This is a genomic window from Alishewanella maricola (genome assembly GCF_016343785.1).
Lineage (GTDB): Bacteria > Pseudomonadota > Gammaproteobacteria > Enterobacterales > Alteromonadaceae > Alishewanella > Alishewanella maricola.
The window spans coordinates 1-21603 of sequence record NZ_JAEINI020000011.1; the positions used below are offsets into that span (position 1 = coordinate 1).

Genomic DNA, 21603 nt, shown 5'->3' on the forward strand with positions numbered 1-21603 from the left:
AATGTTATTTACGGTAACGATACCGGCATCGGCGGTTAGATCAACCGTATGGGTAGAGGTTGCACTGTTTTGTACCGTGTTACCAAGCGCGTTAGTTGATGTCACAACAGCGTCAAAAGTGGTGTCTGCAGCCAGGTCGCTACCGGCCACATTAACAGACCAACTACCATCTGCTAGTACTACAGTCGTGTAGGTAACGCCATTAATTACCAGGGTAACAGTATTACCTGCCACAATATCACCCCCGCTGGCGGTGCCGGTAACCGTAATAAAACCTGCTGCCTCAGTCGCATTGACAATATCATCGGCGGTAATGTTATTAATAGTAATCTCAACAGGTTCAATAACATCCGCGGTTGATTCGGCTAATAAGGGTGCAATAGGATCGTCTTCAGAAAATGCAGCGAGTTCAAATAGTGTTGGCTCGGTTGACTCAGCTATTCGGGTAAGTCGGACAAAACCGTTACCACTATTCTCAGCTGAACCGCCATCAGCACCGGCTGCTGTGGCATCTAATTGCTCAAGTAAGTCACCTTCTTCGTCAAGTACGGCTAAGATATCGTCGGCAGTGTTTGAGGCAACAGCGGAGTCTTCAGGCGTAATATCTGTTTGCAGCCAACTTTCAGAAATAACGAGTTGTTGGTTTGCGGAAACGCTAACGGTTTCGTCTAAATATGCCAAGATAACCGAACCTTGCTCTGAGGTGATCACAGTGTCGCCGGGCAGTAGCATATCACCTTGCTTCAGAACTCTTATTTCACCGTTAGTCGATTGTACTTGAACAATACCTTCAACAGCTTGAGCAACGATTTTTGACATAATTAGTGTATCCATTAAATAACTATCACAACTTATATGATAAGGTGGGTTTGTAGATAACACCATTGGACCTGAGTACAGTTAATCTCGTAAAAACTTGTTTTCTATTAACTATAGCCATGTGTATAGTGTATATTTGTTAAAATAGAATTAATGATTGTGTCAATTATAGAAACGTAAGGTGTATTCCAATTGAGAGCAGTGTCAGTGATAAAAAAATGTCTGTATCCTTTCTTTGCAACCTTAATTATTTTCGCTTCCCCCAGTTATGCCGCTTCAACAGTGCAGCAAGCTGCAAAAGAGGCAATAGAAAAAAACCCCGAAGTACTGGCTAAATGGTATGAATTTTTAGCCGCAGGCGATGATGTTAAGTCTGTGCGCGCTGGTTATAAACCAACTGTTGATGGCACCTTAGGGGTACAATATCAAAAGCAAAATTATGGTTTGCTTAGAGAATATGACGGTGCTTATGCGCGTTTGACTTTAACTCAAATGCTCTATGATGGCAGCCGCACGCGTTCGGAAGTGAATCGATTCTCCAACTTTCAGCTAGTTGCCTATTTTAACTTGTTAGAAACGGCTGAAAATATCGCGTTAGAAGCTTTTCGGGCTTATCAAGATGTGTTGGCTCAACGCCAGTTGGTTGCGTTGGCGCAAGAAAATTTAGACAAACATTTTGAAGTGTATCGGCAAATCGAAAGTAGCGCCAAAGCCGGGGTCGCAAAATTTGTCGATTTAGAGCAAATTAGCGGTCGTGTGTCCTTAGCGCAAAGCAACCTGATTACTGAAACGTCGAACTTGCATGATGTTACAACGCGCTATTTGAGAATTGTCGGTACCTTACCTGCAGCCGATATGAGACCTGTGACAACGTCAGATCAGTTGCCCAGCACGGTTAATCAAGCGCTACAGCAGGCCTATCAAGCTAGCCCAGCCTATCATGCCGCTTTACGCAACATTAAAGCCGCTGAAGCGGGCGTGCAAACGCAGAAAGCAAATTTTAAGCCTAATGTTAATTTAGTGGGTAGTTACGGATATCAAAACTATTCAGACATTGGTGTCAGAACCGATCAAAATGAAGCATCCGTTGGCATTGAATTAAAATACAATTTTTATAACGGTGGCCGTAATTCAGCTTCGCTAAGTCGTGCTTATTCAGAAGTTAATTTAGCCGAAGAATTACGCGATAAGGCCTGTATTGATATTCGCCAAACCATTCAAATTGCTTATAACGACGGCACTAAGTTAGCAGAGCAGTTGCCATTATTAAATCAACATCGCTTGTCTTCCGATAAAGTTAGAACAGCTTATAAACAACAATTTGATATTGGCCAACGTTCATTGTTAGATGTGCTTGACTCTGAAAATGAATACTTTCAAGCCAGTCGAGCTTATTTAGCCGCGATTTACACCTTAAGTGTCGCTAAGGCCAGAACTTTAGCCGGGATGGGAAGCTTGACCAATACGCTAGGTTTAACCTCGAGTACTTGGCCTTCATTAACGGAGCTTGGCGCAGAAAGATTAACTGTTGACCCTGCCACTGCTTGCCCTGCGGTTGATGTTTACGGTAGTTTGCAAGTCGATCAAGATACCGATAATGACTCGGTGAAAGACAGTGCTGATTTTTGCCCTAACACGCCAATAACCGATAAAGTTGATGCCAAAGGTTGCTCCGTCTTTACGCAAAAAGAGGCTAAATTTACTTTGGAAATTACCTTTGGTCATAATCAAAGCGTGATTGAAGAGCAATATTTACCTCAAATAGCTAGTTTTGCTGCATTTTTACAGCGTTACCCGAATACAAAAGCTGAAATACAAGGCCACACCTCATCAGATGGTGCGGCGTGGTACAACGATATTTTATCGCAACAACGTGCAGATGCAGTAAAGCAAATATTAGTTTCGCAGTATGGCATCGCGGAAGAACGCATTATGACTAAAGGTTATGGTGCGAGTCGCTTGTTAGATGAAGCTGATACGGAAGCCGCACACAATGTCAATCGCCGGATAGAAGCGGTTGTTACTGGAAAATATGACAATGCTGTGTCACGCGTTGCAGAATAAACCCTGACATAGGAATCGACGTATTGATCCCAGATAACAAGCATACGGGCGGCCCGTTATTTGAAGCCTTACTGTATATCTGTGAATTTCATCATTATGCAGTGAGTCCTGCCAGCTTACTCAGTGGCTTGCCGTTAGCAGACAACATGCTTAGTCCGGCGGTATTTCATCGCGCGGCCGATCGCGCCAAACTGGCTTCAAAAATTCTACAGCGGCCGTTGAAACAATTAAACACGGCGTTATTCCCCGCTATTCTGACACTGCACGACAATAAAGCCTGCATTATTCACAGTATTGATCATGCGCAGCAGCAGGTCAGCATCAGTTATCCTGAATTGCCAGCCAGTGTCATTACATTGCCGTTAGCCGAGCTTGATGCCCTGTACGCAGGTTCGGTGTTTTATGTGCGGCCGAAAACCGATGCGGCAGATAAAATTAACCACTTTAAATTACCGGCGCACCTGCATTGGTTTTGGGGTGTCATTAAGCAAAACCGCTCGTTATATCGCGATGTGTTGCTAGCCGCGATCATGATCAACTTGTTTGCATTGGCGATGCCGATGTTTGTGATGAACGTCTATGATCGAGTTGTGCCCAATTTGGCTACGCACACTCTGTGGATTTTGGCCTCTGGCATTAGCTTAGTGTTGGTAGCTGATTTAGTGTTAAAACTGTTGAGACACCATTTTGTTGATTTAGCGGCAAGTAAAACGGATGTGATGCTTTCGTCTGCCATTATGGACAAAGTGTTGTCGATGAAGTTGAAGTATCGACCGCAATCAACCGGTAGTTTTGCTTCAATTGTGCAATCTTTTGAATTTGTGCGAAGTTTTATCGGCTCTTTAACCATTGTTGCGCTGGCCGATTTTCCTTTTGTACTGTTGTATTGCGTCGTGATTGGCATGATCAGTTTGCCCTTATTAGCACCGATCTTAGTTGGGGCTTTCATTTCGTTGATTTATGCTTATTTTGCTCAGCGCAAACTGAAGTTTTTATCGGATGAATCGGCTAAATCGGTGGCTGAACGCAATGCGACCTTGATTGAAGCCTTAGGCTCGTTAGAAACGACTAAATCCAATAATGTTAATGCAGATATTCAGCACAGCTGGGAGCAGTTGTCTTTAAGCTGTGCTCATCACAGTGCCAAAATGCGCTCGGTATCAGCCTCTGTCAGTAATGTGTCCGCGTTTATTCAACAGCTTGCGGGTGTGGCGGTGATCATTATTGGTGTCTACCTGTTAATCGATGGCAACCTTACACAAGGTAGCTTAATTGCGGTCTATCTACTGTCATCGCGTGCCTTAGCACCGGTAAGCCAAGCTACCGGATTATTAGCGCAATTTCATTATGCGTCATCCGCTTATGAACAGCTGGATGTACTCATGGCTTATCCTTCAGAGCAAAACGCCACAAGGCAAACCATTGATAAACCCTTACTACAAGGCAAAATAGAATTTAAAAATGTGAGTTTCAGCTATCAAGATAGCGATGTCCCGTCGTTACAAAATGTCAGTTTTGTTATCGAGCCCGGTGAGCATGTTGCCATCTTAGGCCGAAACGGTTCGGGTAAATCGACCCTAGAAAAACTGATCTTAGGCTTACATGATGCTGAGCAAGGGCAGGTATTGATTGATGGTATCGATATTCGTCAGTTAGACATTAATCAGGTGCGAAACAATATCGGATATGTGCCACAAGATATCAGCCTGTTTCGTGGCACTTTGCGTTACAACATCGAATTAGCAGCGCCGCCGAAAAGCGCTGAGCATTTTCTCAATATCTGTAACATCTCTGGGTTAAATCAATTATTAAGTCAGCACCCGGCCGGATTTGAAATGCAAGTTGGTGAAAAGGGGCAAAACTTATCTGGCGGTCAAAAGCAAATCGTATCGATTGCCCGAGCGCTTTATAACGATCCGCCGATCTTACTGTTGGATGAGCCGACAGCAGCCTTAGATTACAGCAGTGAAGAGACCTTTCGGAAGCAATTAGGTGAGTTTGCTGAGAGTAAAACCTTGTTGTTAATTACACATCGCAGCCCATTGTTGTCTTTAGCCAATCGGATTATCGTGATGGATAACGGCAAAATCATAGCCGATGGTCCGAAAGACACCGTTATGGAAGCACTGCGGCAAGGTCGTATCATGGGTAACAACGCATGAGTAATCAACCGCATAAATATTCAAAAGATTGGGTCTCTGAAGCGGAGTGGGCGCGTATAGCGCAATCGCCATTATCGGCGCGTGCTTTGCTTTATGGTGTGCTATTTAGTGTAGTGGCATTGATTGTCTGGGCTGCTTTTGCGCCATTAGATGAAATTGCCCGAGGCGATGGCAAAGTGGTCACTTCGCAACAATTACAAACCATTCAATCGCTGGATGGTGGTTTAGTGACCAATATCTTGGTGCGTGAAGGCGAAGTGGTGGATGTAGGACAGGTGCTGCTAAAGGTTGACTCCACCCGTTCAAACGCGAACTTAGCTGAGAACAAAGCACAGTTTTATGCCTTGACGGCAGAGGTCGCTAGGCTGCAAGCGCTAACTAACGAAAGTGCCCCGCAGTTTCCGGAAGAGTTAAAAACGGCAGCGCCCGATCGACTACAACACGAAATTCAACTGTATCGTAATAGTTTAGCCGAGTTAAACGAGCAATTAGCGGTGCAAGCAGAGCAGCAGCAACAACGCTTACAAGAGTTAGTTGAAGCCAGAGCCGCACTTTTCCAATATAGCCAAACCTTAGAATTGACCAATCAAGAGTTAAGTGTAACCAAGCCATTACTGGCGAGTGGTGCAGTATCGGATATTGATATTTTACGCTTAGAGCGCGAAGTGGCACGAGCTAGCGGCGAAGTAAAACGGGCTGAAGCCAATGCTGCGAGAGCTGAGTCTGCCTTGCAAGAGGCACGCAATAAACTCAAAGAAATTAAGTTAACGGTGCTGAATCGTTGGCGTAATCAGTTATCAGAATCGCGTGCCAAATTAGCTGCGCTTGCTGAACTACAAACAGGTTTAGTGGATATGGTGCAGCAGGCTGAAGTGAGATCACCCATGCGTGGCACCATACAGCGGCTGCATATTAATACGGTAGGTGGGGTATTAACCCCAGGCAGAGATATTTTAGATATCGTGCCGTTGGACGATCAGTTATTAATTGAAGCCAGAATCTCGCCAAAAGATATCGCTTTCATTCAAATTGGTCAGCAGGCGACTATTCGCATCAGTGCTTATGATTTTGCTATTTTTGGTGGTTTGCAAGCCAGTGTCAGTCATATCAGTGCTGATACGGTGACGGATGAAAAAGATAACACTTATTATGTTGTTAGATTAAGTACCGCCAGCCCAAAGCTGGATGATAAGTTAACCATCTTGCCTGGTATGACGGTGCAAGTCGATATTGTTACCGGTAAACGCACGGTCTTATCGTATTTGCTGAAGCCACTGCTTCGAGCAAAAAGTAACGCGATGACAGAGAGATAATCAATTAATGGCCAATGTAGCAATTTTTACTGCTCCCGGTTTTACTGCCTCAAGCTGGACTACTGCATTTGGTAAGCCGCAGCTGCATGTTTATCCCGATGCCGACATGCAGATGTTAGATACCTGTGATGTGGTATTAATCCACAGTGCGCGTAGCGATTGGACGATGCTCGTCACACAGTTGCAGCAAAGTAAGTTAGTGTTAGTGATCAGCCAGCAACTCGCTTTAGTTGAACTGCAAGTGGCGTTGAGCTCGGGTGCGAAAGGTTACCTGGATGCCGGCAGTAACAGCGTTAACTTTATCCAAGCCGTGGCGGCTATTCATAATGGTGCCTTGTGGATCCCTGCAGCGTTACTTAATCAACTCAATCGATTTCTATCTAAAGCGATCCCCAGCAAAACAACGTGGCAAACCTTTGAAGGGCAATTGTCGAAAAGAGAATTCGAAGTGGCGAGCTTGGTACGGCAAGGTTTAAGTAACAAAGCGGTTGCCGAGCGTTTATTTATTACCGAACGCACTGTGAAACAGCACCTTACGGCAACCTTTGCTAAACTTGGGGTAAAAGATAGGTTACAACTCATCATGCTGCTTTAAAGGAAGCATCTTATGTACGTTAAGCGAGCCAGCAATAAAGAGATCGTCGCGTTAAGCACGGAGCAATCCGCCGACTATCCAGAGTTTGTTGCTAACAATGATCCTGACCTTTTGCAGTTTATGCAAAAAAATATTCCGGCGTATGCCTTAGCAGCAAGTTCTGAGCTAAGCCACAGTGAACAATTACAAGATTCAGATGCAGAATTGGCTCGCGTTCTTGAAGATTTGATTGAATTATTAACAGCTAACGGCATCATCACTTTTACCAAGTTGCCGATGGCCGCGCAGGTTAAATTACTGAACCGTAAAACCCTACGCCACGACATGCAAAGGCTGAGCCTCTTCAATGAAGAAGAGGACGACAGCATTATGCCTTAGGCAGCTTTAAGTAATAGCGGGGCCGGTCAAACCATCAAAACCCAGCTCAAGCAAGCCTTCAATGTCTGCGCTGGCGCTTACACCCTCGGCAATCACGGTTAAGCTTAAAGTATGTGCCAGTTTGATTAAACCCGACAACAAATGAGCACTTTCTGTGTTTTGATAACGTCGTACCAAAGCAGCGTCGATTTTTAAGTAGTCAATGCCTAGTTTTTCTAAGTCTTGGATGGCATTAATGGCAAAGCCACATTTTTGCAAGCCAACATTCACTGACAATGAGGTTAAAGCGGCAGCGAAACGGCTAAACAGCAATGGCTGTTTTACCACTAAGCGCTCATCAAACTCCAAGGCTAAACGCACACGGATCGATGGCTCCACCGCCTGTAGTAGCGTTAATAATTCATAATGTGTTGCGACGTCTAGTAAAGTAAGATCAGAGATATTAAGCGCTAAGTTCAGCGCTTTGTCCTCTTGCAGCAACAACAAAGCGTGCTTTAACATAGCGATATCCAACTGACTGGTGTAGTGATAACGCCGCGCCCAACCTAGCACCTGGGTAGCTGATAACCAGTGACCATCGATTTTCATTTTTAACATGGCTTCTTGATGCATAACACGGCTATCACGAAGTTGCACCGGGTAAATAGTCGAGCTAATACTGTCAGATGTTACCGCCTGCTGCAGCGCTTTTAGCCAGTCGGTTGCATCCGCTAAATCGGCGTATGGCTTGGCATCGAGTAGTGTCTTACTTTGTAACTGTGGCGAGGCTTCAACCTCAACTAATAGAGCATCAAGCTGTGCTAATGTTTGCTGCCGGCTAGTGACGGTATCTAATGACATACCGACCAACAATACCGGTGCATTGACCGTATCGGGCGAAACCTTACAGTTCTGATTGAGTTGATTGAGCAGCTGTTCTGTCAACTCAGCAGTCGAAGCTAACTGATCGACAACTAAAAAGAAATCGCTACCATTTAAACGGCTAACTAAGCGCATCCCTGAATATTGTTGAACCTCTGCAATTAACTGTTTTAACCAAAGATCTGTTTTGGCATGGCCGAGTTGCAGGTTTAACTCGTGCAGTTCGCTGACCCGCAATAACAACACGCAACTTAATTCACTGTGTTCAATATTGCCAAAATAACTGTCGAGCCAGTTGGCGCAATAATCGCGGTTAAACGCGCCGGTAACATCGTCCAATTCATGTTGCTTTTGCAGTCTATCCAGCTGTTTTTGTTCTTGTTCTAGCATGCTGCGCACGCGGCTGGTTAGCCGATTCATGGCAGCAACCAAGCGTTTTAACTCAAAGGTTGAAGGTTCTTCACTGGTAATGAATTGACGATTACCTAGCGCTTCTGCATGATTTACTACTTGGTTTAACGGCCGGCTAACACGTTTGAGTAAAAAGCTGCCCACCACACCACAAAAAATAGCAATCAGCAAAAAGCCTAGCGCTAAATCTTGGGTAATGTGCCATAACGCGGTTAAGCTGTAATCGGTTTGGCTTTCCAGTTCAATACTACCATAGCGTTGCCAGCCATCTTGGATCTGAGCAATACCGGGTTTAACATTAAACGCTAATAAACTAGCAAACCAATCGGGAACGGCAACCGGTTGAGGGCTAAGTGTAAATTCTGTAAGCGTATTTCCTGCTACGTCTTTTAAGGTAATACGCCGGTAATAACCGGTATCAAATTGCGCCGAGAGCATTAACTCGATAGTGGTCAGATCTTTATCCATTTGTGACAGGCTTAAAGCCATTCCGGTGGCATTATCGATATTTTTAACTTGTAGTTGTTCTGCGAGATAACTTTTTGATTGGTAGGCACTAATAAAAAAGCTACTGCCAAAGGCTAAGAGCACAATAACAATAATTCCAATCCATAACTGCTTAATCAGAGACATAGCCTAAACTCCTTAACCCACATATTGCCCAGCATCATAAAAAAATGCCCTGCAGTGATAATCGTGCTACCAGATCACGCCAGCGCGATAACCGCGCCGACGCACTGTGTTTTGATTTTTGATTGCCGCTACCCGCCCAAAGCCCGGTAGAATTAAAACTAAATACTGGCGTTAGATCTGGCCTGGCTGATGCGGGTAAAATATTTTGAATTAAACTATCGATAATCAGAGGTTCAGCTTCGGCATCTGGATAATAAGCCAGTACCATATGCGCTAAACTGAGGCCGCTGTGTTCAGCCCCAACGCGCGCTCGAACATAGACTAAGCGAAGCTGTGTATCAGGGATCCCTAAAGCGCGTAAGCTGATGTAACTGGTGATCGCCCAATCTTCACAGTCGCCGCGCCTTGATGCCAATATTTCGGCAGGGCTCGCCCAGTAATCTTCGACTTGATAGAGCGAGGCATCTAACTCGTAACTTAGCGTGTTATGTAAGAACGTGTTCACGGTTTCTAATTGCTGAACAACCGGTAAGTTTGCAGCATCTTGCAACATTTGTTGCCAAGCCGATGAGGTAGCCAGTGTTGTTGACGCTGGAGAAGATTGTTCGAGATAACGATCAAACTGAGAGAAATCAATAAGAAAGGGGGTTTCAAGCGCATGGTTATGCAACGCTGCCGCGATAAACAGCATGCCTCCAAAAGATATTGCGAATTTTTTTATCGCCTTTGCTGGCATTTAGCACACGCTCAGTACTCGTAACCCAGCCCCAAGATAGTGTAAAACTAGTTGTATCTCAACGGATTTTTGCAGCGCGCTCTACTGTTTTGTTATACCTGTTATCGTCTTAGGCTGCTGTGTCGAGTGTGACAGCCTTAAATCACGCTCATCGGGTTTGACACGTTAGGCTAGGCTTATCACACGCTGTGAACTTAGCGTTTGCGTGTTGCTGCGGGATGAATACGCTCGTCATACAGTTTGCCGAGCGCTTGGCTAATGCTGAGCGTGTCATTTTCGGTTAAATAGCGCTCAACTTGTTTATGTACAAAAATGACCGATTGCTTATGTTGTTTAGCAAATTGCTGGCACAGTGTCGTAAGTTGTTTTTGAAACTCCTTGGCTGCGGTTTCTCGATGTACCGCGTGGATGGCTTTTTCAAAACTGTTGCCGTGCTCTGCGTAGTATTCTTTTAAGGTGAATTTGGGAATGCGATACGCTTTACTGGCATAGTCTAGGGCTTCTCTAAAGCTGCTATAGCTTTCACCAAATACGTCAAAGCTGGCGCTAAGGTGATAATGTACTTGATGATTAATACCGGCAGCTTCGTAATTAAAACCTGGAAAATTAAGCCTTTCGGTGGTTTCTAAACCTAGTTTTAAGCCCGCAGCAATGCTATGGCTTAAGCTAAAATCCAGCGCAGCGAGTTCTTCTTCTGTCCACATTTCGAAAATATTTAAGGCTTTTTCATATTTTTTCGCCAGTTTTTTCTTGGCGTAAACACGGCGCTCTTCTAATGCCCCCGCTTTACAGCTTTTTAAATGCTCAAAGCATTCACGACAACTGGGGATCTTCACAAAGTCAGCAGGTTCTTGTGTGCTGAGAAAGAAATCACGGTATTTTAATGGCGGTGCAAAGTCATGTTCACTGGCAATACAACCACAATAAAAGCAGGTATTAAAAGACGCTCTTTCAGTCGGCACAAGGAGGTGGTAGTCGGGATATTCGCTCATAAAGGCTCGCCTGGTTAAAAACTGCCGTTATAGTACGCTGTTTTATACGATCTCAACAGCTAAGTGCCGCCGTGAGCCTATTAAGCAAACTGTAACGGGTGCATCATTACACTGATGCGGTGGTTTACATGCTGAACTAAGCGAGCGGTTGCGGCTAAGACTTGGCTGAATTTAGGATATGTGTGCTTGAAAAAGCGCCTGTTTTATATCGATGCTGAGTTGATAATCAGCGATGCTATCGAGTTGTTGTTTTATGGCCTTTGCCGAATTAGCGAAATCAGCCAGTGCCAGTAATGCCAGTAACCAACCAAAGGGTGTGGTTACGGTTTTGAGCACCCGATGCGCCATACGCATTAAGTGGCTAATAATATTTAAGCTCGCGGCATAAAGCTTTACGCGATAACGATATTGCACGAGATGGTGCTTGATTTGTGCAGGGGTAGCGCTAGGGCTGAGTAAACAATATTGGTCAAAATCATGGTCGTGGCTAAACAGCAAATTAGCGGGTTGGCTAAACTGATACACTGAGTTGCGCAAATAACTGGTGCCTGCGTGCACAATATCGATGGCTTTGACCACGCCAATATAAAATTTTCGGGCCTTTCTGCTGATATAGCGCGCGAGATTAGCAATAAATTCTGTAGTGAACTGCTGCAGTTGTTTCACGGCTCGAAATAACCAGCGGATCACTCGCTTGAGGCCATCAAAAATACCGTTGGCCAGCCGAGCAAATTGGTTCTGAAATTCTTTTTTGTGCTGATTGTGCGACAAAATGCTTTGCACGGTATTATTGAGCTGCTTACCTAGATAAATGTCTTTGCTCGGTTCATGAGTTAAAACAGCAAAAGCAGCCATCAGTTGCGCATCTACAGTGTTGCTTTGTTGTTTTGCATGAAGCGCTTCTGACGAATTGTCTTGATAAAAACGACTAATGGCGAGTGTGGTTTTTGACAGCTGGCGCCTTGGTCTGGCACTTCTTTTCGCGCGCAGTCTTTCCCATTCAGTTTGGTCTTGGCCAGGGGTAATATCATAGCCGAGCAGCCATAGTTCGATACGGCTAATGGCCTCAATGTTGTGCTGAAACTCGTGAGTAACTTCAGCAAATAACGCAGCATCGGCAAGCTTAAGGACGATAGCATCATGCTGGTATAGGGCATGCACTAGTGGCTTGGTAAGCGTTAACGATGCCGTACTGAGCAAGCCTAAACGCCCTGCAAATTGCGCAAACCGCGCGATGGCCAAAGCGAATGCGGGGTTGTCTTGTGGCAATAGGATGGTTTTGGTGTGGATGCGATGCTGTGCCCAATCACTAAAAAAGCCCATACTGTAAAGACGGCAATAAATACCCCGTAACAACGCCAGGTTAGGCATGCCGACGGCAGGAATTAATTGCGCCAATGGCTTGGCCCACACCTGTTGCCAATTTGAGGGCTGTTGCTGATTTTCAAAGCTCACTAAACACTCCAACACCTGCCACGTTTCTGGCCCTGCCCAGCCGTCCACTTCGATGCCGGCTTCTTGTTGTAACTGTCTAATTTTCTTCACCAAGATCGGATCTACAGTGTGATTGCTGCGATTAACCCGCTTGTCGCCCTCGGCTAAATAACCTAACTCAATTAAACGTGCTCTAACGGCGCGAATATAAGCCGCCGAGTCGGTTTGATTGGGGTTGCTTACCGCCATAACGGGGTTGGGGAGATGTCGCTCATTAACGGCAGCATCGAGCCCCATGCCAAATTGCGCTAAAAAATCTGTTGCTGAATCAGCCATATTAGAGATCTGCGATATCGCCAACGATAGATTTCACAAAATCGATGGTGGCTTTACGCGATTCGGCGCCGGCTTGCACTAAATCAGCATGGGCTAAACGCTGCGCATCGGTAATATTTGTGTCATAAAAAGCGACAATATCACCATCAATACTGGTTTGGGTGCTGGCGAGTACTTTGACTTTAACCGTGGTATTGCCTTTCGCTTTGGCCATGACATCGGAGAATCGGACTAATTCCGGATCGCTGCCCTCTAATGTGACGGAGCCTTCAAAGGTAATGACATCTAATTTGGATAAGTCTTGTACGGCGTTTGCGAGATTAGACATGGCTTGTTTAAACGTGGACATAAGTGTTCGCCTCTTTTAGCAGTTAGTAAAACAAGATACTGATAGCATGAGTAAAGGTCGTTCCGTAGCGTTGTTGCAAGGTTGCTAAGGCTGTGGTTTTGGGTAATCCAACCTTGTTGATTACTGGGGTATAGCCTGTTGGATTAAAGGGAGAGCGAAACTGCAGCACATCCGGCAGTTCAGTGTTGGCACTTAGCACCATGCAGCCAGAATATTCCTGCCACTGAAAACCGCTTTGCTCAGTAAATTGCTGGTGTTTGGCTTGCGATGCCGCATAAATTTTTTGTAGTTGTGCCATGTTGTTACTCATTTACGCCACCTGCACTAATTCATCGGCTTGATAGGTGCGCGCAGCTTGCATGACTAACCTTGCTTCATCATCACGCCGATGTAATAAACCATCGAGCCCGCGGCCCTGCCATAAGCGTTTCATATTGATGATTTGTTGAGCGATGTCTTGATAGGCTTGGCGTAGAACCAAAGGTTGTATTGCCGCCATCTCACGGCGAGAATCGCCACTGATGCTGGTACCTCTGTTATAAACCAAAGACAATAACGCGCTTTGTGCATCGGGATGCAGCTTTTCGACACCGGGAAAGGTGCGTTGAGTTTTACTGGCATAAAGAGGCAGTGATGCATGGACAAATACATGTTTAGCGGCTGACAGTGGAATAACCAGTGTTTGAACTGAGCTTAGCAAACGCTTTGCGCTGGCGGCTTTGCTGCCGCAAACACGGCGTAATTTAGCGATATCATATGTTGGGAGTAGGGCTGACCAATCGCGTTCAAATTGCGCTGTGCTGGCATACCCTAAATCATAGCCAATACCGATGGTGATACCTGAGTCACCGCCGGGCCAACTGGGGTGAATGAGTTTGGCCTGATAGTACTGCTCAGAGCTAATTTCGTGCTGAATCATTAAGTCGATACCCTTTTTAGAAAGGGTGAGGCCTTGTGTAATGGCTGGGGGCGTGGCCGAAATGCTTGTTGCTTGCTCAAGGCGAACATCAATCGGTAGCAAGCGTTTTTCTAAGGCGCTAAGGGTTTGCCCACCCAAAACCCCATCGGGTTCTACACCTAAGTACTGTTGGATCCTTTTCAGTCGTTCCGAGGTGGTGCGATGCATGGCGTCCATCCTGCTGTGTTGTGAAAACCGAGCATAGTAAGTATAGACCGCATTAGCATGTCAGCAAGTGACCAACCGGTAGTCGGTTAAGTGCACTCAAGAAGTTGCGGCTTAAGCCGCTGCTGCAATTAGAGTCAGCGGCTCATAGAAAGGGTAACGATATGAAGACTGGCGCAAGGTTATGACGCCAGTTCAGCGTGTGTTGGCTAAAACCAGCGCTTTGCGTTGTGATTTGGCTTGATACATGGCAGCATCTCCAGCAGCTAAGAGAGCCTCTAGCGTTTCGGGCACGGTGCTAAACATGGCGTAACCGATACTCGCCGATACCGAAAAGTGTTGCTGATGCAGGCTAATAGTAAATTGTTGAAAATGTTTTTGTAATTCATCGAGTTTGGCAACGATTTCGTGCTGTGATCTAAAGCAGGCCAGAGCAACAAATTCATCACCCCCGATGCGTGCTACGGCGTCTTCCATGCGCATTTGGCTTTGCAAATAACGGGCAATCTCTTTTAAGGCTGTGTCACCAACGTGATGGCCATAGGTGTCATTGAGCTGTTTGAAGCTATCAACATCAATATAAAAAATGCCCAGTAAGTCGCCATTTTGGCGTTGATAATCCATTAAATGTTGGGCTTTTAAGCTAAAACCTCGGCGATTTAATATGTTACACAACATATCAATATTCGCTTCGTTTTCAGCACGTTCTTTTGCCATAGCAATGCGGCCGATACGTCGTGACACGGCTATGGCTAACATCAGGCTTTCAACCGCAAAGGCAATAATGAAACCATAGCGCTGCACAAAGATATTGCTGTCTAATAATACAATCCGAAAGATCATACTAATGAGCACAATACTAAGGGCGCAGAACACCAAACCTGCCTCACTCACTCGTCGTTGCCATTGCCACAGCGCGCTGGCAAAAATAGCGGCGACCAATGCCAAGGTACCATAGCTCATCAACATAGCGGCGGCGGTGGCCGACGGATGGTTTTCAATGACCATTCTAAGCAAGCAACTGAACAAGACGATCAGAGACATGGTTTTAAAAATGAGGCTCGTTCTTGGAAAGTCAGTGTTCACTTTCAAAATTTCGCACATAAACCAAGTGGCACTGACCACCGTTAAACCAATACTGAGTAAATAGGCGAGATGGATTTCTCTTAATAGATGGCTGGCAATATACAAAAATAACTGGCCTTCCTGCAGCAAGATAAAACTGGTGATACAAAAGATGTAGGCGCTGTAAAGTTTTAACGCCTTGTCGGGTACTTTACGGCTGATTATCAGCACATAGAGCATTAACGTAAAACTTAAACCGTAAAATAAGCCCATAATAAGATTATGTTTTTGGCTAGACAGCATAAAGTCTGTCAGCGGTTGCCATTGAAAGCGTGGGTTGTGCGCAAATTTGGAATCTATGCTAAGTAACGCCGAAAACTCGCCTTGATCAATTTGAAATGTCACTTCACCTGATGGGATCGGTGATTGCGTTATGCCGGCCTGCTGCCAGCTAAAGCGGTTTAAACCATGTCGCTGAAATGAAAACACACCCGGCTGATTAAGGTCACATCGCAGAGTAAATTGATTAAGGCCTGGGGTGAGTTTAATGCTCGATTTTTCAGCTGCGGTTAACACTTCTGCCATAGGCGAGTCGTGAGAGACTAATGAGCATGATTCTGCAGCGACTGCCCTGCTCGAATGAGTCAATAATACCAGGAGCAATGCCCAAAAAAGCGGCGTAAAAACAGACAATTGTTTAGCTGACATCAGTTCTATCCTATGAACAAAAAAGCATAACACGCCAATTAATCTCCAGATTAATCAAACATTTTATAGAACGCGTGGTCAGAGCCGATAAAGGCCAAGCCAGTTTAACATTTTTTACTGTTTTTATAACGGTAATGGCTGCCCAACTTAGCCGCAGTAAAGATAGGGCGGTTATAACAGAGATTGAGCTATCCGTGTTTATTCGCGATACGACTGAAAATGTGGTAAGTACTTTCTTGATACTACTGACAGCGCATGACGGTTAAGCTAGGCTAAAGCAATCAATTAATGTGCACGAGCAAATAGAGTTTACGATGCAAAGCGATTTGCACCAAAGCTAGTGCAACAGTGAGGTTTTATGGCTCAGACCAAGCAGCCCAATTTTAATGCAACAACTGCAACTGAGGTGATACGTAGACACAATATTGCCATTCATGGCGAAGGTGAGCAAACGCTGGTGTTTGGGCATGGTTTTGGTTGTGATCAAGATATTTGGCAGCATGTTGCCCCGGCCTTTTACGCGCAGTATCGTGTGGTGCTATTTGATTATATCGGCTGTGGTAAATCAGATCTTGGGGCTTATAACAAGAAACGTTATAACCATTTGCAAGCTTATGCGGATGATTTACTGCAGTTATGCCAAAGCTTACAGTTAAACAACATTATTTTTGTGGGGCATTCGGTCAGTGGTGCGATTGCGCTATTAGCGTCGATAAAGCAGCCTACATTATTTAAAAAAATCATCGCTATTGGTCCTTCGCCACGCTATTTAAATGACCCACCTGCTTATTTTGGTGGCTTTGAAGCCAGTGACATCGCCGGTATGCTAGCGATGATGGAGTTAAACTATTTCGAATGGTCTAACTATTTGGCGCCAAAGGTAATAGGGCAAACAGATGATGCTAAAAGCGTCGATGAGCTGAAACTCAGCTTTATGCGCTCCGATCCGGTAATTTCGTTACAGTTTGCCAACGTGACCTTTTACTGTGATATTCGGCCGCAATTGCCAGCCGTATCAGTGCCAGTGACGATTCTGTATTGTCTTGAAGATATTATTGTTCCCGTGCAGGTTATTGAGTATCTGCAGCAGCATATTCCGAATTCCAAAATTATGGAGTTAGCGGCATCTGGGCATTATCCACAATTGATTAACCCTGGTGCTGTTATTGCTGCCATTCGTAAGGAAATCAGTAGTGAGTGTTAGTCTCGAGCCGGCATCGTTGCCTTGCGGTATTATGCTGCTGGACCAAAAAAATACCATCCAACAAGTTAATGCGCTGTTTTGTGATTGGCTGGGTTATCCGCAGCAACAGTTGTTGCATAATACGGTAACCCGAGTCTTTACCCCGGCTACTAAGTTAGTCTATCTCGGGCATATACTGCCCACGTTACAAACCAACGGGCAGATTGAAGAAAAATTGATCATATTAAAACAGGCCAATGGTCACGATTTACCTGTAATGGTCAACGCCCACCGCGTGCAACAGCAGGATCAGGATTATTATGTATTTGTCGTGCTGCGCATGTTACGCCGGCAGCTTATTGAAGAACAATTACTCACCGAACGACGCAAAGCTGAACAAGCGAATGCAGAAAAAGATGATCTTAATCAGCAGTTGCAGTTAGCGCAAAGTGAATTGCTGGCGAAGCATCAAGAGCTACTTATACTGAATTCGGGCTTAGAAACGCTGTCGGTGACGGATGCGTTAACTGGGTTATTTAATCGACGGTATTATGAGGCGCAACTGGATCTATTGCTTGCCCAATATCAACGTAACCAGCAGCAATTTGCTTTAATATTAGTTGATATCGATTTTTTTAAAACCATCAATGATATTCACGGTCATGCGATGGGCGATACCGTGTTGCAAGCCTTGTCGCAACAACTGCGCCAGCATATTCGCGAAATTGATATTTTGGTACGCATTGGTGGCGAAGAGTTTGCCATTTTATTGCCCGACACCGATCTGGCTGCCGCTCGCATTGCTGCAGAACGACATCGCAGCAGTATTGAACAAATCAGTGGTTTTGCCTTTACCATCACCGCCAGTTTTGGCATTGCCTTAGTGGCTGACGCGGATACCAAAAAGAGTATTTACCAACGCGCAGATAGTGCACTGTACCATGCTAAAACGCATGGTCGTAATCGCGTAAGTACAGAGCACGATCAGTAACAATATTATGCGCTGGCTATCGGCTTAGTTGTGAGCTGATGAACCGACCGGCATCCTCGATATGCCTACTGCGCTGTTCTGCAAGGTGAATGAGCAACGCGGTTGTGCGGTATTGTTAGTAACGCATGATCCTAGCTTGCCGGCGTCGTGCCAGCGATAGCGTTAATCAAGCAGAGCTAACTTAAAAGCCTTAAAACGCCCTGATAAATCAGGTTATTTAAGGCTTAAATGACTTAGGATATTCAGGTGCCCTTATCGTTTTTAGCTTAGGGAATTTTACAGGTTTTAATGCCAATCAAACTGTAAAGTGGGCAAAAGTTAAATAAACCGGTGGCTAGCGGCACCACACCAATCCAACCCCAAACACCAATATAACCGGTTGCCGCGAGCGCAATCAGCAATATCCCAGCGATAATTCTCAGTGTTTTATCCAGCGAGCCTACGTTTGCTTTCATTTGTTACTCCGTTATATTAAGGATCCTGAATATAAACAATAGTCTTTATTCAAAGTCATGTCGGTGAATCACTTCAAAATTTTTTATCTGCTTTGAAGCGTCAACAAGCTCAAGTGTGACGTCAATCTTCATAAAGGTGCTACAGACGCTTTTTAAGTGTAAAGGCACCGCGAAGTTCGCCAATCTCAAAGCCAGTTGCTAAATCTGCTGGATAGTGTTCTTGGATTGTTTGAAGTACCGCCTCAGTAATCATATTACCGTGACAAGCTTGGCAAACTGGCTCGAGCATAATCGGTTGCATGTAACGAAATGATGAACCTTCGCCTTTGTTAACAATTTCAGCATGTTGTAGCTCAGTTGCATCAGCGCCTGCAGCTAAGGCAGTGATATAGCTTTGTAAGATATTCTGCTCCCACGGATCGGCAATATTTGCGCTGTTACGAACGCGTAAGCTGGTGCGGCCTACTTCCCAGCCGTCAGTAGACCATTTTGCGGCGATCATCGGTGCTTGTTCTTGGCAAACCGCAACGCCGGCAGACAGACCCCCTTGCTTAATGGCAGAGCCGAGCGCACTTTTGAGTTCCGTCGCAAAACCTTTAATGCGGGTTTGAGCGTCGAGTTTTAGGCTATCAAGGTTATGATCGTTAGCAACAGCATTAGCCATCTGACTTAAACCACACAATAAAAGTAATAAAAAAATACGCATAGTTCTTCCATTAATTGGCAGTGGGTAAAAATTATTTAAGTTGATTTTTTTGATGACGATCTTGCGGTAAATCGTCACGATAACTTGGTGTTGCCAGCCATTCGTGACCTTTTAACATGGCATACCAATACAGTGGTGGGAGCATTTTTTCTTTTAAAAACCATGATAGAGCGGAGGGTTTTGTGCCATCGACTAACCACTTAGGAAAGGTAGGTTCTACTTTGCCACCATAAAGAAACTCAGCTAGCACAATTTTGCCACGTTCTACCGTTAGTGGACATGAACCATAGCCATCATAAACAGCTTGCATGGGTTTGTTGGTTAGCAGTTTTATGAGGTTTTCTGCTACCACGGGAGCTTGCTTACGCACCGCAGCGGCGGTTTTAGCATTAGGGGTGTTGGCGCAATCACCCAGAGCAAATACATTTGGCCATTGCTGATGTTGCAAGGTATCTGGAAAAACATTCATCCAGCCTGCATTGTCTGCTAACAGGCTTTGGCGTAATACATCGGGTGCTACTTGCGGCGGTGTTACATGCAACATATCGAAGTGTTTTTCAATGTCTTTACTACTGCCATCTGCTTGTGTTTGTCTGAAGTATGCGGTTTGGCTTGAGGCATCAAGCGCGATTAAATTGGTTTGAAGGTTTAAATTAATAGCGTATTTTTTAACGTATTGTTGTAAAGCAGGCACATAGTCTGCTACACCAAATATCGCTGCGCCAGCGCTACAAAAATGCACGTTGATATTTTTTAAGACGTGATGGCGTAGCCAATGATCGCAGGATAAATACATGGCTTTTTGTGGCGCACCGGCACATTTTATCGGCATCGGTGGTTGAGTAAATATGGCTGTACCTTGTTGCAGTTGCTGAACTAACTGCCAAGTATAAGGCGCTAAGCCCGGTGCATAATTGGATGTAACCCCGTGTTGACCTAAGTTGTCAGCTAGCCCTGGGATGGCAGACCAATCTAATTTTAAACCCATGGCAACAACCAGTGCACGATAAGACAAGGTCGAATTATCTTGTAGTACAACCTGATTAAGCTCCGGCTGAAAACTTGCTGCAGCACTCTTATACCAAGTGACGGCAGCCGGTATCAAATCTGCCATGTTTTTCACGGTACTTGCTTGCTTAAAAACTCCACCGCCAACTAAGGTCCAGCCAGGTTGATAATAATGTTGATCACTTGGTTCAGCTAGCGCGATTTTGAGGGAAGGTTGTCGTTTTAGTAAGCTAGCAATGGTAGCTAACCCTGCAGCGCCACCGCCAATCACTACAACATCATAGTTTTTGGTTGTAGTTGTGTTGTCTGTGTTCATCATATCTCCAAGCTGGTGACATGAGCACCAGAGTATTATGTCGGCACGTTATTCCAATTAGGAATATCTTATGCAAATAAAGAATAATCTAATATAGTGGTTGCATGTCCGTTGTGCAAGTTGAAATTAGCTTACCGATTAAATTTAAATTATTTTAAAAAGTGACCGTATGTTATTAAAAGTCATCAAACAAGACATGCCATTTTAAGCGAAATACATTTTGACAAGTTAAAGTGCAAGTTCTGTGTCAGTGTGGGCAAAGCTGAGTGTTACTATTGCATAGTTAAAGCCTTAACTTAGCTATATATCGGGATGTTTTATTGTTGAGGTCTCCAAGCAACACCTTCTGGGATCTTATAGCTCCAGGGTAAACCAGAATTACGCCAGCCATCTACCTTACGTACACCTTTCGATAAGCCTGTTTTTTCAGTCGTGCCTTCAAAGCCATCGCTGACTGACCATACTTTACTGTAACCATAAACGGCTAATCTATCTGCGGCAGGAGCGCTTCGCGTTGAACCACTGCGACACATCATGATGATATTGGCATCTTTAGCCACGCCAAGTTGATTCAGTTTTTGTAACAGTTCTTGATCAAAATGAAGGTTAGGGCGCATCGCCCATGATTGTGCTTGTTCATTCCATAAACTGACATCGGTTAGTTGAAATGGCACATGCACTTTGGTCGCTTGAGCAAAACCAGTAAATTTAATTTCTACCGGATCTCTGACATCCACCAATATGGCTTTGGGATCATTTTCTAAAAGTTGATAGGCCTCTTTCGCGGTGAGATAAAGCCCTAATTGGCTTTTGGTTAAATCTACTTGTTCTACAGGCTTTGTCGAGTCTTGCGCTAGAGACGGTGCATTAAAAAATAACATGCTTAATGCTATGGGTAGCACTAACCAAGAGTGAAAAGACATTGTGTTCTCCTGCGTTGTTAAATAAAAAATATTTAATCGTAT

20 protein-coding genes are annotated in these 21603 nt (G+C 44.8%); 7 read left to right on the plus strand and 13 right to left on the minus strand.

Annotated elements, in window-relative coordinates:
* On the minus strand, positions 1–819 hold an 819-nt coding region (locus JAO78_RS13555), incomplete at its 3' end, for a retention module-containing protein (protein ID WP_226751902.1).
* Positions 820–1026: 207 nt separating this feature from the next.
* Between JAO78_RS13555 and JAO78_RS13560 the strand changes: the two genes are divergently transcribed.
* From JAO78_RS13560 to JAO78_RS13580, 5 genes are read left to right on the plus strand one after another with little or no spacing between them, the layout of a single operon-like run.
* Positions 1027–2883 carry a TolC family outer membrane protein gene (locus tag JAO78_RS13560; protein WP_226751903.1) on the plus strand — a complete coding sequence of 619 codons (1857 nt, stop codon included), beginning with the start codon at positions 1027–1029 and terminating at the stop codon, positions 2881–2883.
* A gap of 23 nt (positions 2884–2906) precedes the next feature.
* Positions 2907–5045 (plus strand): type I secretion system permease/ATPase, encoded by a 2139-nt coding sequence (locus JAO78_RS13565; RefSeq protein WP_226751904.1) that lies wholly within the window; start codon positions 2907–2909, stop codon positions 5043–5045.
* The gene (locus JAO78_RS13570) at positions 5042–6358 is read left to right on the plus strand and encodes an HlyD family type I secretion periplasmic adaptor subunit (protein WP_226751905.1); all 1317 of its coding nucleotides are present in this window, start codon (positions 5042–5044) and stop codon (positions 6356–6358) included. Before JAO78_RS13565 ends, JAO78_RS13570 begins: the two co-directional genes overlap by 4 nt.
* A 7-nt stretch (positions 6359–6365) precedes the next feature.
* Positions 6366–6953, plus strand: coding sequence for a helix-turn-helix transcriptional regulator (locus tag JAO78_RS13575; RefSeq protein WP_226751906.1), 588 nt, complete (start codon positions 6366–6368; stop codon positions 6951–6953).
* Positions 6954–6965: 12 nt separating this feature from the next.
* Positions 6966–7331, plus strand: a complete 366-nt coding sequence (locus tag JAO78_RS13580; protein ID WP_226751907.1) for a hypothetical protein — start codon at positions 6966–6968, stop codon at positions 7329–7331.
* 6 nt (positions 7332–7337) lie between these two features.
* Here the strand turns inward: JAO78_RS13580 and JAO78_RS13585 are convergent, their stop codons facing one another.
* The 8 genes from JAO78_RS13585 to JAO78_RS13620 form a co-directional block, all read right to left on the minus strand.
* Positions 7338–9236, minus strand: coding sequence for a bifunctional diguanylate cyclase/phosphodiesterase (locus JAO78_RS13585; protein ID WP_226751908.1), 1899 nt, complete (start codon positions 9234–9236; stop codon positions 7338–7340).
* A 34-nt stretch (positions 9237–9270) separates the two neighbouring features.
* The gene (locus JAO78_RS13590; protein WP_226751909.1) at positions 9271–9927 is read right to left on the minus strand and encodes a transglutaminase-like cysteine peptidase; all 657 of its coding nucleotides are present in this window, start codon (positions 9925–9927) and stop codon (positions 9271–9273) included.
* Between the two features lie 239 nt (positions 9928–10166).
* Complete coding sequence (locus JAO78_RS13595) at positions 10167–10964, minus strand: hypothetical protein (RefSeq protein ID WP_226751910.1); 798 nt, start codon at positions 10962–10964, stop codon at positions 10167–10169.
* A 171-nt stretch (positions 10965–11135) separates the two neighbouring features.
* Positions 11136–12734 carry a peptidoglycan-binding domain-containing protein gene (locus JAO78_RS13600; protein ID WP_226751911.1) on the minus strand — a complete coding sequence of 533 codons (1599 nt, stop codon included), beginning with the start codon at positions 12732–12734 and terminating at the stop codon, positions 11136–11138.
* Position 12735: 1 nt separating this feature from the next.
* Positions 12736–13083 carry a hypothetical protein gene (locus JAO78_RS13605; protein ID WP_226751912.1) on the minus strand — a complete coding sequence of 116 codons (348 nt, stop codon included), beginning with the start codon at positions 13081–13083 and terminating at the stop codon, positions 12736–12738.
* A 22-nt stretch (positions 13084–13105) separates the two neighbouring features.
* Entirely contained in the window at positions 13106–13393 is a 288-nt protein-coding gene (locus tag JAO78_RS13610; RefSeq protein WP_226751913.1) for a hypothetical protein, read from the minus strand.
* Positions 13394–14209 (minus strand): DUF8812 domain-containing protein, encoded by an 816-nt coding sequence (locus JAO78_RS13615; RefSeq protein ID WP_226751914.1) that lies wholly within the window; start codon positions 14207–14209, stop codon positions 13394–13396.
* Positions 14210–14401: 192 nt separating this feature from the next.
* Positions 14402–15856 (minus strand): sensor domain-containing diguanylate cyclase, encoded by a 1455-nt coding sequence (locus tag JAO78_RS13620; protein ID WP_226751915.1) that lies wholly within the window; start codon positions 15854–15856, stop codon positions 14402–14404.
* A 481-nt stretch (positions 15857–16337) separates the two neighbouring features.
* Between JAO78_RS13620 and JAO78_RS13625 the strand changes: the two genes are divergently transcribed.
* Positions 16338–17183 (plus strand): alpha/beta fold hydrolase, encoded by an 846-nt coding sequence (locus JAO78_RS13625; protein WP_226751916.1) that lies wholly within the window; start codon positions 16338–16340, stop codon positions 17181–17183.
* Positions 17173–18153, plus strand: a complete 981-nt coding sequence (locus JAO78_RS13630) for a sensor domain-containing diguanylate cyclase (protein ID WP_226751917.1) — start codon at positions 17173–17175, stop codon at positions 18151–18153. Before JAO78_RS13625 ends, JAO78_RS13630 begins: the two co-directional genes overlap by 11 nt.
* 266 nt (positions 18154–18419) lie before the next feature.
* On the opposite strand, the gene JAO78_RS13635 is transcribed toward JAO78_RS13630, so the two are convergent.
* The 4 genes from JAO78_RS13635 to JAO78_RS13650 all read right to left on the minus strand — a co-directional run bounded on the left by JAO78_RS13635 (position 18420) and on the right by JAO78_RS13650 (position 21561).
* Entirely contained in the window at positions 18420–18608 is a 189-nt protein-coding gene (locus JAO78_RS13635; protein WP_226751918.1) for a YgaP family membrane protein, read from the minus strand.
* Between the two features lie 139 nt (positions 18609–18747).
* Positions 18748–19314, minus strand: coding sequence for a Tll0287-like domain-containing protein (locus tag JAO78_RS13640; protein ID WP_226751919.1), 567 nt, complete (start codon positions 19312–19314; stop codon positions 18748–18750).
* A 31-nt stretch (positions 19315–19345) separates the two neighbouring features.
* The gene (locus JAO78_RS13645) at positions 19346–20638 is read right to left on the minus strand and encodes an NAD(P)/FAD-dependent oxidoreductase (RefSeq protein ID WP_226751920.1); all 1293 of its coding nucleotides are present in this window, start codon (positions 20636–20638) and stop codon (positions 19346–19348) included.
* Positions 20639–20955: 317 nt separating this feature from the next.
* Positions 20956–21561 carry a rhodanese-like domain-containing protein gene (locus JAO78_RS13650; RefSeq protein WP_226751921.1) on the minus strand — a complete coding sequence of 202 codons (606 nt, stop codon included), beginning with the start codon at positions 21559–21561 and terminating at the stop codon, positions 20956–20958.
* Between the last annotated feature and the right edge of the window lie 42 nt (positions 21562–21603).